We start from the raw sequence: 13,622 nt of genomic DNA on the forward strand, positions 1-13,622 counted from the left end.
ATGGACCAGCTCGACCTATTCGCCGACGCCGAGGAGACCCCCGTCCCGGCGACGTTCGCCACCCGCCCCAAGCCGGCCCGCACCGTCACCGCCCCGCGGGCGCCTCACCCGGCGCCCGCGCCCGCCCCCCGGCCGATCGCGGCGGCCGACGACGAGCCCGACGGCCTGTTCGCCGACCCCCGCCCCGAGCTGCCCTCCGTGCACACCCCCATCCCCGCGCAGCGCCGCATAGCGCCGCTGCTGATTGGCAACCCGCGCGACGCCGGGCAGCGACTGGGCGAGGCCGTTGCCGAGACCTGGCACGCCTCCAACTGGGGTGGCTACCGCATCGACATTCCCGTCAGCATCGTCGCCGCCCTGGCTCTGTTCCCCATCAAGGGCCACACCCAGGACGTCACCCGCATCATCAGCAACGCGACCGACTGGGAGATGCTGCAGGGCTACCGCGAGGTCTACGCGCACACCTGGGCCCACCGCCCCGACCTGGGTGCCCGCATGGCCCCGCTTATGGGCTGGCTCACCGAGGACGGCGTGGAGGAGAAGGCGTACGCGGTACGCCGGGTGACCGAGACGGCGCTGCGCCACGGCATCCTGCAGCTGACCGGGGACCCCGACCCGTGGTGCCGTTCCGACACCGACGTGATGTCGTGGACGATCACCTCGCTGCGCTCGCACGGCGCCCGCCAGGGCATGGGCGAGTACCACACACCGCCCGAGGTGTGCGACATGATGGCCGCGATGACCTGCCTGGAACCGCCAGAGAAGGGCGCACGGTTCCACGAGCCTGCCGGCGGAACGGGCGGCATGTTCCGCGCCTTCGCCCAGCACCTGCGCCACATGGGCCTCGACCCGGCCGACTACGAGTGGGCGCTGAACGAACTCGACCCGCTCGCGGCGGCCGGCGCGGCCGTCAACGCAATCGTGTGGGGCCTGGGCCCAAACGTCGTGATCGCCTGCGGCGACACTCTCGCCGACGGCGGCCTGTCAGACCGGACCGCACGGGAGCGCGAGCACCTGTTCGAGGAGCGCGACGAGATCCTCGCCCGCCTCGCTGTCGCCGAGGCGGTGCAGCAGGCGATGGCGCTCGCCGACCGGCCGATCGGCTCAAAGGTGGACTGACCTGGGGTTTCGTCGAAAAGATTCTTGACCTCCCACTGATTGCCGCTAGAATAAGAGGGATGGGCGGGGAGAAACCCGGCCTACATCCTGAGGAGAACCGCATGAGTGAGCGGCCGACGAACTGCACCATGAAATGCCAGTGCGGCTGGACGCTGAAGCTGCGAGACGAGGGCGACACGGTAATCGCCGAAGTCTGGGCCTTCGGCGCCAAGCTGAGCGAGACGACGCTGAATACGACCGGTACCGGCGAAGTCACCGTTCGCGAGGCCTGATCCCGCTGCGGGCGGCGGACGACACCGCCGCCCGCCTCTGAATGTGCCACACCATTCGACCGAATCGAGTCGTGCCCTCATGTACGAAGCCGGCCAGCGCGTCGCCCTCGACGCCACCACTGACCCCCACACCGAACTCCGTCCCGGAGACGAAGGCACCATCCGCCGCTACCACCCCGCCCTCAACCAGCTCGACATCCACTGGGACAGCGGCTCCCGCCTCTCGATGCTCCTCGACGAGGGCGACAGCGTCCGCCTTCTGCCCGCCTGACCCACCGGCCCCGCCCACCAGGGCGGGGCCTTTACACAGCACCACCCGACCTCTTGGAGAACCCCATGCAGCTCGCAGCCTCGACCCTCGACCTTCAGTTCGACCTTCCGGGCCTCGAAACCGCCGCCCGCAAGTGGGCCACCCGAGCCCGCGCCCTCGTCAATCGTGCCGCCTGCGACGACCAGGAGAACGCCCTCGGCGTCGCCGCCTTCTCGCTCGACTCTGCGGCATATTTCCTCGGCCGCGGCGAGACCGACGCAGCCCGCGACGCCCTACGCGCCGCCTGCAGCTACGCCGGCTGCGAGGAGGCAGGCGCCCCTCAGCTCGCTGAAGCCGCCCGCACCCTCCTGTCCAGCCTCCCGGCCTGACCCCAAGCCAGCCCCGCCCACCCGGGCGCGGCCCCAACCAGCACCAACCGACCTCTTGGAGAACCCAGTGCAGCTCGCACCCTCAGCCCTCCACACCACCGCCGAAACCCTCGGCGGCTACCTCGGCTGGACGCTCAACGAACTCATCATCGACGACATCATCAGCCTCAACGGCCCCCAGGACCGCCAGATCGGAATGCGACTCCTCGGCAACGGCAGCAACATCCAGCTGTGGGCCACCGGTGGCACCGAGCCCGCCGACCACAAACCCACCGAAGGCACCGCCCCCCTGCCGCGCGGCCGCCGCTGGCACACCTGGATCCACATCGGCCGCCTTGAAGCTGACAGGGACCCCGCGGCCGTCCTCTACGACCACATCACCGACTGCCTGACGCCGGTCTTCGAAGCCAAGCCGCTGTACGTCGGTCACCGCCCGTGGGAGGAGGTCTTCGACAGCGCGCTGTCCGAGGTGATCGCAGAGTCGACGTCGGCGGCCAGCACCTCGCTGCGCGACTGCGGCCCAGAAGCGCACACCGAGCCGCACGACGTCGGCCGGGAAGAGGCGGCCGAGCCCGCGCCGGAGTCCCAGCCCGCGCCCGAGCCCGCCCCGGAGCCCCAACCCGAGCCGCAGAGCCCGGACGAGCCCTCGGCCAAGGCCGTCCCGATGCGGCCTCGCCGCAAGCCTGCCCCCAAGGCCGACACCACGGCCGCTGACGGCAAGCCCGCCCGCCCGGCCCGGAAGCGAACCCCCGCCAAGCTGGCCGCCGCCAAGACCGGCAGCCTGGCCGCCGACGACAAGCCGAAGCCGCGCCCCGCCCGCAAACGGACCCCGGCCAAGCCTGCAGCCGACAAGCCCACCGCCTCCTGACCCACCCCCGACCGGGCCGCCCACCGCACCAGGCGGGCGGCGTAGGCGCCTCTGTCCTCCCAGGTGAACACCAAGCCCGTGAGTCTGCGGGACAAGTGGTAGCCGCAACCGGTCACACTGGATGACCCTCTGTGAGCTCCCGGCACATAGACGGGGGACCTCCTCCCTCACCCCTTAACGCGATCGCTCCTCTGTATCTGGCTCTGGCCGATATCCGTACGGTTTCGTTCAGTCGCGAACGTGTCGGATGTGGGCGGTGCGGCGCTTCCCTGAGCCGTCCTCGTACTCCACCGGGAGGCCGGCCTCGCGCCACAGCAAGGCAGCTGCGAGAGGCGTGAACGGGCTGAGCGCCTGGCCATCCTCCCCGACCGGGCTCTGAGAAGTGATCTCGTATTCCTCGACAGCTGCTGAGCCGTCGAAGGTCAGGCCGACCAAGCGACCAGGGGCGACCTTCTCTCCCCCGGTCGTGCGAGGTGTGGCGATGGTTGCCCTGAGGAAGCTCTCCAGGAAGGTGGCGCGCTCCTCGAGTTGTTCACGCCGCTTTTCCCATTTACGCCGGTTATCGGCGCGCACCCGATAATCAATGGCGGTATCTAGGGGTTCCCGCTGGCGCAGGTACGCGCGTATCTGGGACAGCTCGTTCTCGACACGTTGCCAGGATGTCCTGGCCAACGCCGTCACCGGGTAGGTGGCGACAGAAGGGGACTCACCATGCCGCGGAGTCGGCACGGTTCTGCGCTGCCGCGTGGTAGGAGCGGAAGCTGGTGAGGTCCGGGTTCCGGCGCCCTGGCTCTCAGAGGACCGCCGCGCAGGCCCACTCTGTGGCTCGGTCCGTGACGACGACGCTCCCGGTTTCGTCGCGTCGCCCTCGACCGCTCCCGTGGCGCTGGGGCTCGTACCGGCGAGGGCTACCGCACGTTCGACGGCGCCGCGCAGCCGAGCCTCGGCACCGGACCGGTCGCGATACCAGTCGGTGCCCCAGATCCGATGCAGCTCCCAGCCAAGTCCCCGCAGCACTCCTTCACGCAGCCGGTCACGGTCACGGGCCGCCTTCGAGGAGTGGTACATGACTCCATCGCACTCCACCCCCAGTGCGTACAACCCGGGCCGCTGCGGATGCCGGACACCCAGGTCGATGCGGTAGCCAGCGACGCCAACCTGAGGCTGTACGTCATAGCCCCAGCCGCGCAGCACCGCCAGTACGGATTCCTCGAACGGGCTCTCCGGCTGGGCTTCCGGGTCCACCGTCTCCTGGGAGAGCACAGACGGACCGCTCTGCGCGTACCGCAGGTAGCGGTGGAAGTGCCGGAAGCTCTTGCTGCCGGTGTTCCCCACCTCATCCGGGTCGAACGAGGCCACGACCTCCACGCGGTAGCGTGCGCGGGTCACGGCGACGTTCAGACGGCGCCAGCCGTCCGCCTTGTTCATGGGGCCGAAGTTCTTCGAGAACTTGCCGAGGGCGTCAGGACCGTATCCGACGGAAAGGATCATGACGTCCCGTTCGTCGCCCTGCACACTCTCCAGATTCTTGACGAAGAACCCGTTCAGCCGGTCCTCGGAGAAGCACTCGTCGAGGTCGGGCCGGCTCCGGCGTGCCGCGTCCACCGCGTCCTGGATCGCGACGGCCTGTGACTGGGACAGCGCGACCACGCCCAGCGATCTGCCCTTGCGCGTGCTGAAGTGGTGGATCACCCGGCGGGCCACCTCCTCAGCCTCGCCTGGGTTGTTCCGAGCGGCTGCCCCGGAACGGTAGACGCCTTCCCTGGCGCGGTAGAAGGCGACGCCGACATCCGCACCCTCCGCGTGAGCCCCGGGGAAGGTGGTCATGGACTCGTCGTAGAACTCCCGGTTGCTGAAGGCAATCAGGTCCTCATGACGGCTGCGGTAGTGCCAGCGCAGCGACAAACTCTCCAGCAGCCCGCTCGCCTTGCACAGATCCAGCACGGAACGGAACTGATCGGGGGACTCCTCGTCCTCGCTGTCCTCCTCGTCATCGCCTGTGGAAGAGAAGAATTCGGTGGGGGGGAGCTGCTTCTGGTCGCCAGCCACGATCAGTGCCCGACCACGGTAGACACAGTTGATCGCGTCCTGCGGCAGCACCTGCGACGCCTCATCGAAGATCACCACATCGAAGACGAGGTCGGGCGGCAGGAATCGGCTGACTGTAAGCGGGCTCATCATGAAGCACGGCTTGATCAGCGGTACCGTCGCCCTGGCGGCTTCCAGGAGCTCTCTCACCGGCTTGTGCCGAGTCTTCTTCTCGCCCTCTCGTCTGATCAACGCCGCACCCGGAGCGTCCGTGGTTCGCGGGCGCCGAGCGTCACAGGTCTGGATGACGCGCGCACGAGCGTGGTTGGCCAGCCTCGCGTCCAGTTCCCGGAAGCCGGCCACCAAGTCATCGCGGTCCGCGGATCGTGGGGTTGCCAACCGTGGATCATTGGACAGCTGGAGATCAGCCCAGGCGCGTAGAACCGCACGTTCGACCAGCGCCGGGAAGTCGGCCGGAGCAACCCCTCGGCGCACCGCCCGGTCCACCAGATCACCCAGGCTCAACTCGTCGAGAGCTCTGCGGCCTTTGTCGTAGGCACGCCACTCGTCAGGGCCGCCCCGCTCGCCGTCCAGGACCGCGAGCGCCTTCAAGGCCGCATCCTGGCCGCGGGAGAACGACTCACGGAGCTGCTGCGCACGTTCCGGATGAAACAGGTCCGCCAATGCCCCGGTGGCCCGTGCCCATGCACCTGCGGCGGCTTCCAGTTCGGTGTCGGCTTCCGCGCAGTAGAGGATCTCAGCGGCGGCGGCACTCAGTGGCACCCTGCTCTGAAGCCCGGACGCCTCACGCAGAGTGGTGATCCAATCGAGGGCGGCACCCAGGTCGGACAGGTTGGTGCTCCGGCCCGTGTAGAGGTCCCCGAGCAGTGCCCGGTCGTCTTCCGCCCTGGACTCGAACTCCACCGCGGCAGCGCGGGCTGCCCGTACGGCATGCACACCGGCGCGTGCTGCGGAGAGAGTCCAGGTGCCCGGTGCCGCAACCGCTCCTCCGCCCGCGACGGCGGTCTCCTCCACCATCCGCATCAGCCGCTCGGCCGCTCGCAAAGGTGCAACATGCGCGCGGCTCCATTGAGCAGCGGCTCTGAGGCTTCCCGGTTCCAATTCATACGACGGCCCCGGCACAGGGGGAAGCACGAGGGAGTCCCGCCACTCGGTCAGCCGGCCGGCTGCCCGTTCCGCGGTGTTCCTCGCGGCAGGGCGCGGTTGCCCTCCGAAAGCCACCTCGCGCGCCAGCGCATCTTGGTTCATCACTCGGGGAGCGAGCCTGAGGATCTCATCTGCTCGCTTGATGAGGGAGTCCAGGCCATCGAAGGCGGTGTCCTCGCTCCGCCAGTGTGGACCGAGGACCGAAGCATGGCGACTGGCCTCGGCATTCAGTGTTCGTGCTGCCTGCTGCCAAGCCACCGCGCCCGGAAGCGCGGCCACAACCGCCCTGGTGCATTTACCGCCGTCGGGGAGTAGCGACCTGACCAACCGCCGGTCGGCGCGGCACGCTGCAGACAGCCTCCCGGCGATGGACCGATGCACGGTGGCAAACCGGTGCGTGACTTCTTCGAGGGAATCTTCCTGCAGCACCCTGTCCGTGAAAACCTCTTCGGCCTTCCTCCGAGTCTCGCGCAGCCGCGTCACCGCTTCACGCAGGACCTCTGCGGCGATCCTGGCCTCGGCCGCTCCCTCACGGGTGAGCCATGCGGGCAGCGGTTTGGCGTCGTCAGGATGTCCTGCAAGAACGGCGAGGCGGCCCAAACGGAGGGCGTCGTCGCAGGACTCGGGGGCGGGCAAGCCGTACATCGCGGCAACGGCCGCCAGCGACTGGACCGCCTCGTCGAGTGCCGCGGCGTCTGACTCAAGGCGGTCACCGAGCTCACGGGCGGCGTCAGCAGTGAGCACACCGATATCGATGGCCGGGGGCAAGATAGCCGACAGAGCGGTCTCCTCCGCACTCGGCGTGGGATCCGCCTCGGCCGGCAAACGCTCCCATGCCGCGCCGAGTGTCTGTTCCGTCGAGCGTTCGGCTTCGATGACCTCGTCCAGACGGCGCCGGAAGCCCGCTATCGCTGTGGTCAGGCCCTGGCTATCGGCGGTCAGCCAGTGGTGCGGCAGTGACGGCCGAGCGTCCGCGACGTGCAGTAGCGCGGTCAGCCGGGCGGTGTCACGCGCTCCCTCCCAACCGAGTTCAGCGAGGAGAGCCGTGTGCGGCAGCAGCCTCGTATCGAGTTCGCCGAGGGCTTCGGTGGCGAGGTCGAGCGTCTGCAGTGGGTTACCAGCGTCTGTTAGCCCGTACCAGGAGAATGCCGTGCCTTCCAATGCCGGGCGCCACGACCTGCTGACCTGACGGGCTGCCACAGTCGCCCGGTCAAGTCCCTCGGCTGTGAGCGTCGCCGCCTCGAAGGTCGGGTCCGCGGGCAGCGGATGAGAACTGTCCAGCAGTGAGATCCTGCCCAGGACGTCGTGCAGGCTCATATCGAGCCCGCGCCGGCTGTCGTTCATCGCCGCCGCGTACCCGGAGAGTTCCTGGCGCAGTTGGCGAGCACGCTGAAGGTCGGCCCGGGCACCGCCCGACAAGGCGCGGCGAGGCGCTAGCAAAGCCCCGCCGAGCTCCTGAGCCACTTGCTTCCGGCCCGTGTTGTTGCTGTGCAACGCCAAAACGTAGTCATCGAGACCGACATCGCCCAGACGGTTGCGGACCACGTCCAAGGCAGCCGCCTTCTCGCTGACGAACAGTACGGTGCGGCCCTGCTCCAGCAGACCCGCGATCATGTTGGTGATCGTCTGGCTCTTGCCAGTGCCGGGCGGCCCGTCCATCACGAAACTGCGGCCCTCGATCGCAGCAGCGACGCACTGCCGCTGAGAAGAGTCCGCGTCGAGCACAAGCGGGGCTTTTTCGGGCGGCTGAATCTCGTCGATGCGATCGGTGTCGGCCGGTTCGAAGGCGAAGTTCCCTGGCGAGATGCCGGAGTCCGCGCCGAGCCCAATGGCGCGCACGAGGGCACTGGCCTGCACCCGGTCGGCGTTGTCGAGGAGGTCCCGATACATGACCTCCTTGCTTGAGTTGAACGTGTCCAACACCACCCGGTTGGTGACTTTCCAGCCGCGCATACCCGCCACCGCACGCCGGACCTGCGCGATCAGGGCGGGAATGTCACGTTGTTCCACCTGCTCGACGCGTGGCCAGTCAACGCCCAACTCGCCCATCTTGATGGCGAGGGCAGGGTTGAGAGCCGGCTCCTCATCTGTGTTGGCCTTCAAGACGTACGAGTCCCCGCGTCGCCGTTCCAGCACGACTGGCACTATCACCAACGGAGAACTGAAGCTCTTCTCGGCAGACGGGGCCGGCGTCCAATCGAGAAAGCCCACACCGAGATGAAGCACCCACAGGCCGTAGTCGTTGTACTTCTCCCGCGCGACCAGGGCGAGGCGACGCAGATGCCGGTCCTGTTCAGCCTGCGTGGTCTTGGACGTGGTGAGCGTGACAACGGAGCGGTTGCTGCCGACTCCTGCCCGGGATGCAGGGGTGTCGATTGGCCTGGCGCCAGTGGTGGAACCGGCAGGGACCAGACTCGCGGGCGACGCCAACCCGCCCGACGACGCGCTCTCGTCCTCGGATCCCTCGCCGCGTACAGCAGAGAAGGCACAACCGCGGGAAAGCCCTTCCAGCACGGTGGACAACCCGGGCTCGACCAAATCCATACCCGCGGACGAGGAACGGCGCTGGTAGTTGAGCAGCCGGTTACGGAAGCTCAGATCGATGAGTGAGTCCCGCCATGAGGCGAGCAGCCTCTCCAGCCGAGCACGGTCCACGGAAGACCGCCTGCCTTGGAGGGTCATAAAGCGCAACTCCCTCATTGATGAAGAGGTCGTGAAGGCATTAGACGAAATGGGTGAAGCATAGCGGCGCGTCGCAACGACGTCTGGAGGGACGGCACAGGACAACTCTCCCCATGCCAGGGCTCTGGAGGATGGAGAAGGGGCTTGCCTACCAACATGAGTGAGGAGGCCATGGAAGGACGGCCCTTCCGCACAACGTCATCCCACTCCGGAGCCGTAGACCTCGCACCCGCCCAACGAGACAATTCAGCCCCCACCTTCTGCCACAGCGCCTGAAGCGGTCGCCGACACCATCAACAGGGGTGGGGTTGGCCTCGATTGGCAGGCGGCGTACCGCTGCTGTTCTGGACTGCGTGGCGTTGGTCTCGAGGCCGGGTGAAATCTGACCGATGGACGGCGGACCAAAGGTCACCTCGATGACCAAACAGTCAGGGAACATCCAGCTTCCGGACGAGCTCGCCGACCTCCGTGCGCCAGGCGCGAACCTGCTCGTAGGTGGGGCCGATCTCGTACTGGTGGTAGTGGCACCCCAGGCACAGGTGCGACCAGACGGCGCGGGTTCGCCGGGCAGTCTCCCCAGGGGTGTAGCAGCGCAAGCAGAGCATCTTGGCGCGCATGGTGGCGCGGGCGAGTCCCGGTACCGCTGCGTCGAGCACCCGGTCCACGCAGATCTCCAGGGCAGTCCTCAAGGCCAGTGAGGCTCCGCGGTGACGGCCGGCAGCTGTGGCACCGCCGAGGTCGCCGGTGAGCAACCGGTCTGCCGTCAGCAGGAGGTCTTCGACGGAGGCGGGGGAAGCGGGTGCTGCGGATACGGAGGGTGAGGATGCAGCGGAGGCACTCATCGGGCGTTCCCCTCCGGCTTGCGCACCTTCTGCGCCAGAGCCTCGACGTCCTGGACGAAATGGCGCGGGTCGGTGATCTGCGCTCCTGCGGCGTGGGCCCCTCTCTGGCACTGCTTGATGAGGTACGCCGCCTGCGCTCCGTAGCGGTTTTTCACTTCCTCGTCGACGTCGCGGATCCGTGTGATGTCGCCGAACAGGGCGAGCGCCGCGACCTTCGTGAACTTCTCGGCGTCGTCGACGGCGGCGTGCAGTTCCTGCTCAGGTCCGCCGGAGAGGTGGTGCTTGATCCACGCGGCTTCCAGGAAGGCGTTCTCCAGGGCGATGCGGCACAGGCTGGGCAGCACGTGGGTCCGGGCCGCAGGCGGCAGGTCCGGGGTGCGGACGATGGCCATCGTGTCGGCGATCGCCTGCGCGACCGGGTCGGTCACTCGCTCGACCTTCACCCTCGAGGCCTTGCTCCGCTCGACCTGGAACACCGTCACCGGCAGCTCCTGGCTCGTGAACGCCCGCTGGAGCCGGGTGTCGTGGGTGAACACGACGACCTGTCGGTGCCTGCCGAGCTCGTGCAGGACCTGAGCGAGCCCGTTGACCTTGGCGGGGTCCATGGACTGCACCGGGTCGTCGACGACTATGAAACCGAACGGGCTGTCGGCCGTGACGGCGCGGGGCAGGAACAGGGACAGCGCGAGGGAGTGCAGCTCGCCCTGGCTCATGACGCCCAGTGCCGAGGCGTCCTGGCCGTCGACGGAGACGTCCATGACGAGCTTGCGTACGTTGGCCTTCTCGCTGCCGCGCAGGCTCACACCGTTGAGGTCGATGTTGCTCTCCTGGCGGAGCTTCTCCCAGATGCGCTGCGACTGTTCGGCGAAGCCCTCCATGCGCCGCTCCCGCAGCTCCGTGCTCAGTGCCTTGATCCAGGCACGGGCCCGCCGGATGTCTCGCAGACGGGGATCGCTCTCCTTTGCGGCACGGGCCCGCTCCGCCCAGCCGGCCAGGCGGGTGACGAGCCGGCGCCAGCGTTCGTCCCGCTTCTCCAGCTCCCTCGTGGCGTTCTCTCTCACCGCGGCGCAAGCGTCAGCCAGCGTCCCGGCCGCCTCGTGGGCGCGTCCGACGAGTTCGCCCGGATCGCTGACCGTGCGGCAGGCGGTCCAGGCGTCCCACGGGTCGGTCAACGCGGTCGGGATCCGCTGGGGCCTGTGCACGAGGTCCTGCAGGGCGCGCACCGCCGACCGCAGTGCGCTGCGCGCGTCGTCGGCGGCCTTGGCTTCCTGCCGCAGTACGGCGATCTGCGCGGCGGCACGCGCGGCCCACTCCCCGTCCAGGACGCGGTCCGTTCCGCAGACCGGGCAGGACGTCTCGTCGGGGTGCCGGTCGTTGTGGGCCAGAGCCTTGGCGAGGAGGTCGGCGCGCTGGTGAGCGTCGTCGGCGCTCGTGCCGCGGACGTCCTCGGCATCGGCGAGGGCCTTGCGCAGCCCGACCATCGCGGCGGAGACCTGCTCCATGTCGGGGCCCTGCACGGCGACCGCGACCCGCAGTTCGGCGAGAAGACCCTCGTCGGTGTCGGTGGGCAGTCCCGCCACCAGTGCCTCGACGGTGTCGAAGTCCGGGCTGCCCGGGGTGTCGATGGCCAGGAGGGCGTGCACCGCGCGCTCGTCGTCCTCCAGCGTGTACAGGGCGGCCACGAGTTCCGGGACTTCGGCCTTCGCCGCCTTCGTCGCGTCGTCGAGTACCTTCTCCTCCGCGCGAAGCCGGCTGTCCGCTGCACTGAGATGTCGCAGGCCGAGGATCGTGGCGATGGCGTCGTACATCTCGGAGGGCTTGCCGCTGATCATGCGGTCGAGATCGACGTACGACAGAAAGGGCCGGTAGTCGTCCATGGCCTGCTTCCAGGCCACCTGGTCGAGAGGGACTCGTCCGTGTCCGGGCCGCTTGAACTCTGCCTCGGAGCCGCCGAAGTCCTCGCTCTCCCACGTACGGGTGAGCGTGCTGCGGCCGGTGTCGCCCTCGATGGCGAGCTTGACCTCGATCTCCGGCTTGGCACCGTCCTCAAGGTGGAGGTTGCGCCAGTTGCTGCTGCGCGACGCGTGCAGCCCGTGCCAGCGCATGTTCGTGCCGGTGAACGCGGTCTCGATGCCCTCGGCGATGCTGGACTTGCCGGACCCGTTGCGGCCCACTACGAGGTTCACGCCCGGCCGGGGGCTGAGGTTCAGCCAGGTGCGGGGGCCGATTCCGCGGAATCCGGTAACGGCGACGGAGGCCAGGTAGATCCGGCCGAAGGAGGACGGCCCTTCGGCCTCCCCTTCGCCGAGAGCGTCCTTGAGGAGTACCTTCACCGGCTCGCTGAGGACCGCCTCCGCGAGGCGGGCCTCCACCAGTTCGGCTACGGGCATGGACGGGGCGGTGTGGGTCGGCTGGGTGGAATGGTGCGCGGTGTGCTGGGGCTGTTCCGTCTCGGTCATGAGGTGCTCCGGGGTGGGCGCGGGAAAGCGTGGAAGAGCCCGAGGCCGGGCCGAAGGCGAGGCAGGTTCACCGGATCCCCGGGCGGCAGCGGGGAAAGGCGGCCTGGGAGCATCGGTAGTCGGTGAGGGCGCCGGTGGCCTACAGGGGGACCAGACGCGGGAGTTCGGCGCGCGGGACGGTGTCACGCACGAAGTGCAGGCCGAGCTCGGCGAGGGGGTCGGCGGCCTCGTTGAGGGGTGCCGCGCCCAACGTGCCCACGTGACCTGCCGGTCGGCACCAAGCGTCGCCGGTCAGGGCGCGGGGTCGGTCTTGGCGGTGTCGTTGACGTTGGTCAGGCAGGTCTTCATGAAGTCGTCGCGGTGGACGGTGCCGCCGGTGGGCTCCTGGGAGATCTGGGCGTACTCCTGCGAGCAGGTGCTGTCGCTCGCGGTGTAGGTCATGCTGCCGTCGTCGGTGTACACGCCTCCCGCTATCACGCCGGACGCGTAGGCGCCGAGGAGCGTTGAGCGGCCGAAGACGGGCTTGTCCACGGTCTTGGTGACCGTATGGGTGACGACCTTGGGCGTGCGGGACTCGGCCTGGTGGGCGCGGTGGTCGGCCGCAGCCGCCTGGCGGCGGGCGGCGGCGAGCGTGGAGTGGGTACTGACGTGGTCCACCGTGGCCGCGGTGACGGACAGGGCTGTCAACCCGCAGGCAGCAATGGCAATGACGTTGGCTCGGTTCACGGTTGTCCTTCAGGTAAGGAATCGGAGGGTGAAAACCACGCAGCAGGTCGTGGCCGGGGCGGCGCGGAGGCGCCGGAGCATCGCCTCGCCGCCGCACTCGAAGGCGTACTGACCCGCTCGGGCAGCCAGTCAGCCGGCCCTGGTGTCAGTCCACTCGTCGCTGAAGAATGAGCTGCCGCCGCGCCACCGTCACGGCCTTGGTCGAAGAGATCAGTAGTTGGCGTTGGCGATGAGGTCGCCATCCTGGCCGTAGACGCTGACGAGCCCGTTCTTGGACTCGTAGCAGGACGTGAACGCAGAGGCGATGAGCTTCGCGTCCCCCTGGCTGTCGCTCATGAGCCCGCCAGTGAAGTCGGTGTAGACCTCAGCCGAGTCCAGGATGTCGTTCCGCTTGTCCGCGCCGGTCACCTTCGTCACGTGCTGGACGGCCTTCTTCTCCGTGGCCGTACCGGACTTGGCGACGCAGGCCTTGAACTGCTCCGCCTGCGTCTTCGTCTTCTGCGCGGGTGTCGCCTCGGCCTTGTCGGACTCCGGCGTGCGGCCGGCAGCGACGGCCTTGTCCTTGGCGCCGGTGTCGGTGGAGTCGCCGTTTCCGCCGCCGGCCGCGGCGGCGATGCCGATCAGAACGAAGAGGGCGACGACGCCGAGGCAGCCGAAGCCGACGATCTTCCCTGCCTTCGACTTCTTCGGCGGCTGCGGCTGGAACGGCGGAGTGCCGTAACCCTGCTCCTGCGGGCCGCCCCAACCGGGCTGGGGCTGCTGCGGGTACTGCTGCTGGCTCATGGTCCCCCCAAGGGATGTAGACGCACCTTGCGGGTGC

At 68.7% G+C, this 13,622-nt stretch carries 10 protein-coding genes; 5 read left to right on the forward strand and 5 right to left on the reverse strand.

What is annotated here, in order from left to right; all coding sequences use genetic code 11:
* The 5 genes from KVT44_RS39660 (at nt 1) to KVT44_RS60215 (ending at nt 2,898) form a co-directional block, all read left to right on the forward strand.
* A complete protein-coding gene (locus tag KVT44_RS39660; protein ID WP_217572603.1) occupies nt 1-1,119 on the forward strand; it encodes an N-6 DNA methylase in 1,119 nt (372 codons plus the stop codon).
* Between the two features lie 101 nt (nt 1,120-1,220).
* Nucleotides 1,221-1,391: a hypothetical protein gene (locus KVT44_RS39665; RefSeq protein ID WP_217572604.1), complete on the forward strand. Its 171-nt coding sequence runs from the start codon at nt 1,221-1,223 to the stop codon at nt 1,389-1,391.
* Nucleotides 1,392-1,470: 79 nt separating this feature from the next.
* Entirely contained in the window at nt 1,471-1,662 is a 192-nt protein-coding gene (locus tag KVT44_RS39670; protein ID WP_217572605.1) for a DUF4314 domain-containing protein, read from the forward strand.
* Between the two features lie 65 nt (nt 1,663-1,727).
* Nucleotides 1,728-2,030 carry a hypothetical protein gene (locus KVT44_RS39675; protein WP_217572607.1) on the forward strand — a complete coding sequence of 101 codons (303 nt, stop codon included), beginning with the start codon at nt 1,728-1,730 and terminating at the stop codon, nt 2,028-2,030.
* 67 nt (nt 2,031-2,097) lie between these two features.
* Nucleotides 2,098-2,898 (forward strand): hypothetical protein, encoded by an 801-nt coding sequence (locus tag KVT44_RS60215; RefSeq protein ID WP_217572609.1) that lies wholly within the window; start codon nt 2,098-2,100, stop codon nt 2,896-2,898.
* 228 nt (nt 2,899-3,126) lie between these two features.
* On the opposite strand, the gene KVT44_RS39685 is transcribed toward KVT44_RS60215, so the two are convergent.
* The 5 genes from KVT44_RS39685 to KVT44_RS39705 form a co-directional block, all read right to left on the reverse strand.
* Nucleotides 3,127-8,775 (reverse strand): DUF4011 domain-containing protein, encoded by a 5,649-nt coding sequence (locus tag KVT44_RS39685; RefSeq protein WP_217572611.1) that lies wholly within the window; start codon nt 8,773-8,775, stop codon nt 3,127-3,129.
* Between the two features lie 428 nt (nt 8,776-9,203).
* Complete coding sequence (locus KVT44_RS39690) at nt 9,204-9,617, reverse strand: hypothetical protein (protein WP_217572613.1); 414 nt, start codon at nt 9,615-9,617, stop codon at nt 9,204-9,206.
* Complete coding sequence (locus KVT44_RS39695) at nt 9,614-12,076, reverse strand: AAA family ATPase (protein WP_217572615.1); 2,463 nt, start codon at nt 12,074-12,076, stop codon at nt 9,614-9,616. Before KVT44_RS39695 ends, KVT44_RS39690 begins: the two co-directional genes overlap by 4 nt.
* Nucleotides 12,077-12,367: 291 nt before the next feature.
* Nucleotides 12,368-12,802 carry a hypothetical protein gene (locus KVT44_RS39700; RefSeq protein WP_217572617.1) on the reverse strand — a complete coding sequence of 145 codons (435 nt, stop codon included), beginning with the start codon at nt 12,800-12,802 and terminating at the stop codon, nt 12,368-12,370.
* 210 nt (nt 12,803-13,012) lie between these two features.
* A complete protein-coding gene (locus tag KVT44_RS39705; protein ID WP_217572619.1) occupies nt 13,013-13,585 on the reverse strand; it encodes a hypothetical protein in 573 nt (190 codons plus the stop codon).
* Between the last annotated feature and the right edge of the window lie 37 nt (nt 13,586-13,622).

The sequence above is a fragment of the Streptomyces sp. GbtcB7 genome (assembly GCF_019091445.1).
Taxonomy (GTDB): Bacteria; Actinomycetota; Actinomycetes; order Streptomycetales; family Streptomycetaceae; genus Streptomyces; species Streptomyces mirabilis.

What these genes read in the sequence shown, in the direction of transcription:
- KVT44_RS39660 (WP_217572603.1), top strand. Translation starts at nt 1, where the DNA reads ATGGACCAGCTCGACCTATTCGCCGACGCCGAGGAGACCCCCGTCCCG.
- KVT44_RS39665 (WP_217572604.1), top strand. Translation starts at nt 1,221, where the DNA reads ATGAGTGAGCGGCCGACGAACTGCACCATGAAATGCCAGTGCGGCTGG.
- KVT44_RS39670 (WP_217572605.1), top strand. Translation starts at nt 1,471, where the DNA reads ATGTACGAAGCCGGCCAGCGCGTCGCCCTCGACGCCACCACTGACCCC.
- KVT44_RS39675 (WP_217572607.1), top strand. Translation starts at nt 1,728, where the DNA reads ATGCAGCTCGCAGCCTCGACCCTCGACCTTCAGTTCGACCTTCCGGGC.
- KVT44_RS39685 (WP_217572611.1), bottom strand. Translation starts at nt 8,775, where the DNA reads ATGACCCTCCAAGGCAGGCGGTCTTCCGTGGACCGTGCTCGGCTGGAG.
- KVT44_RS39690 (WP_217572613.1), bottom strand. Translation starts at nt 9,617, where the DNA reads ATGAGTGCCTCCGCTGCATCCTCACCCTCCGTATCCGCAGCACCCGCT.
- KVT44_RS39695 (WP_217572615.1), bottom strand. Translation starts at nt 12,076, where the DNA reads ATGACCGAGACGGAACAGCCCCAGCACACCGCGCACCATTCCACCCAG.
- KVT44_RS39705 (WP_217572619.1), bottom strand. Translation starts at nt 13,585, where the DNA reads ATGAGCCAGCAGCAGTACCCGCAGCAGCCCCAGCCCGGTTGGGGCGGC.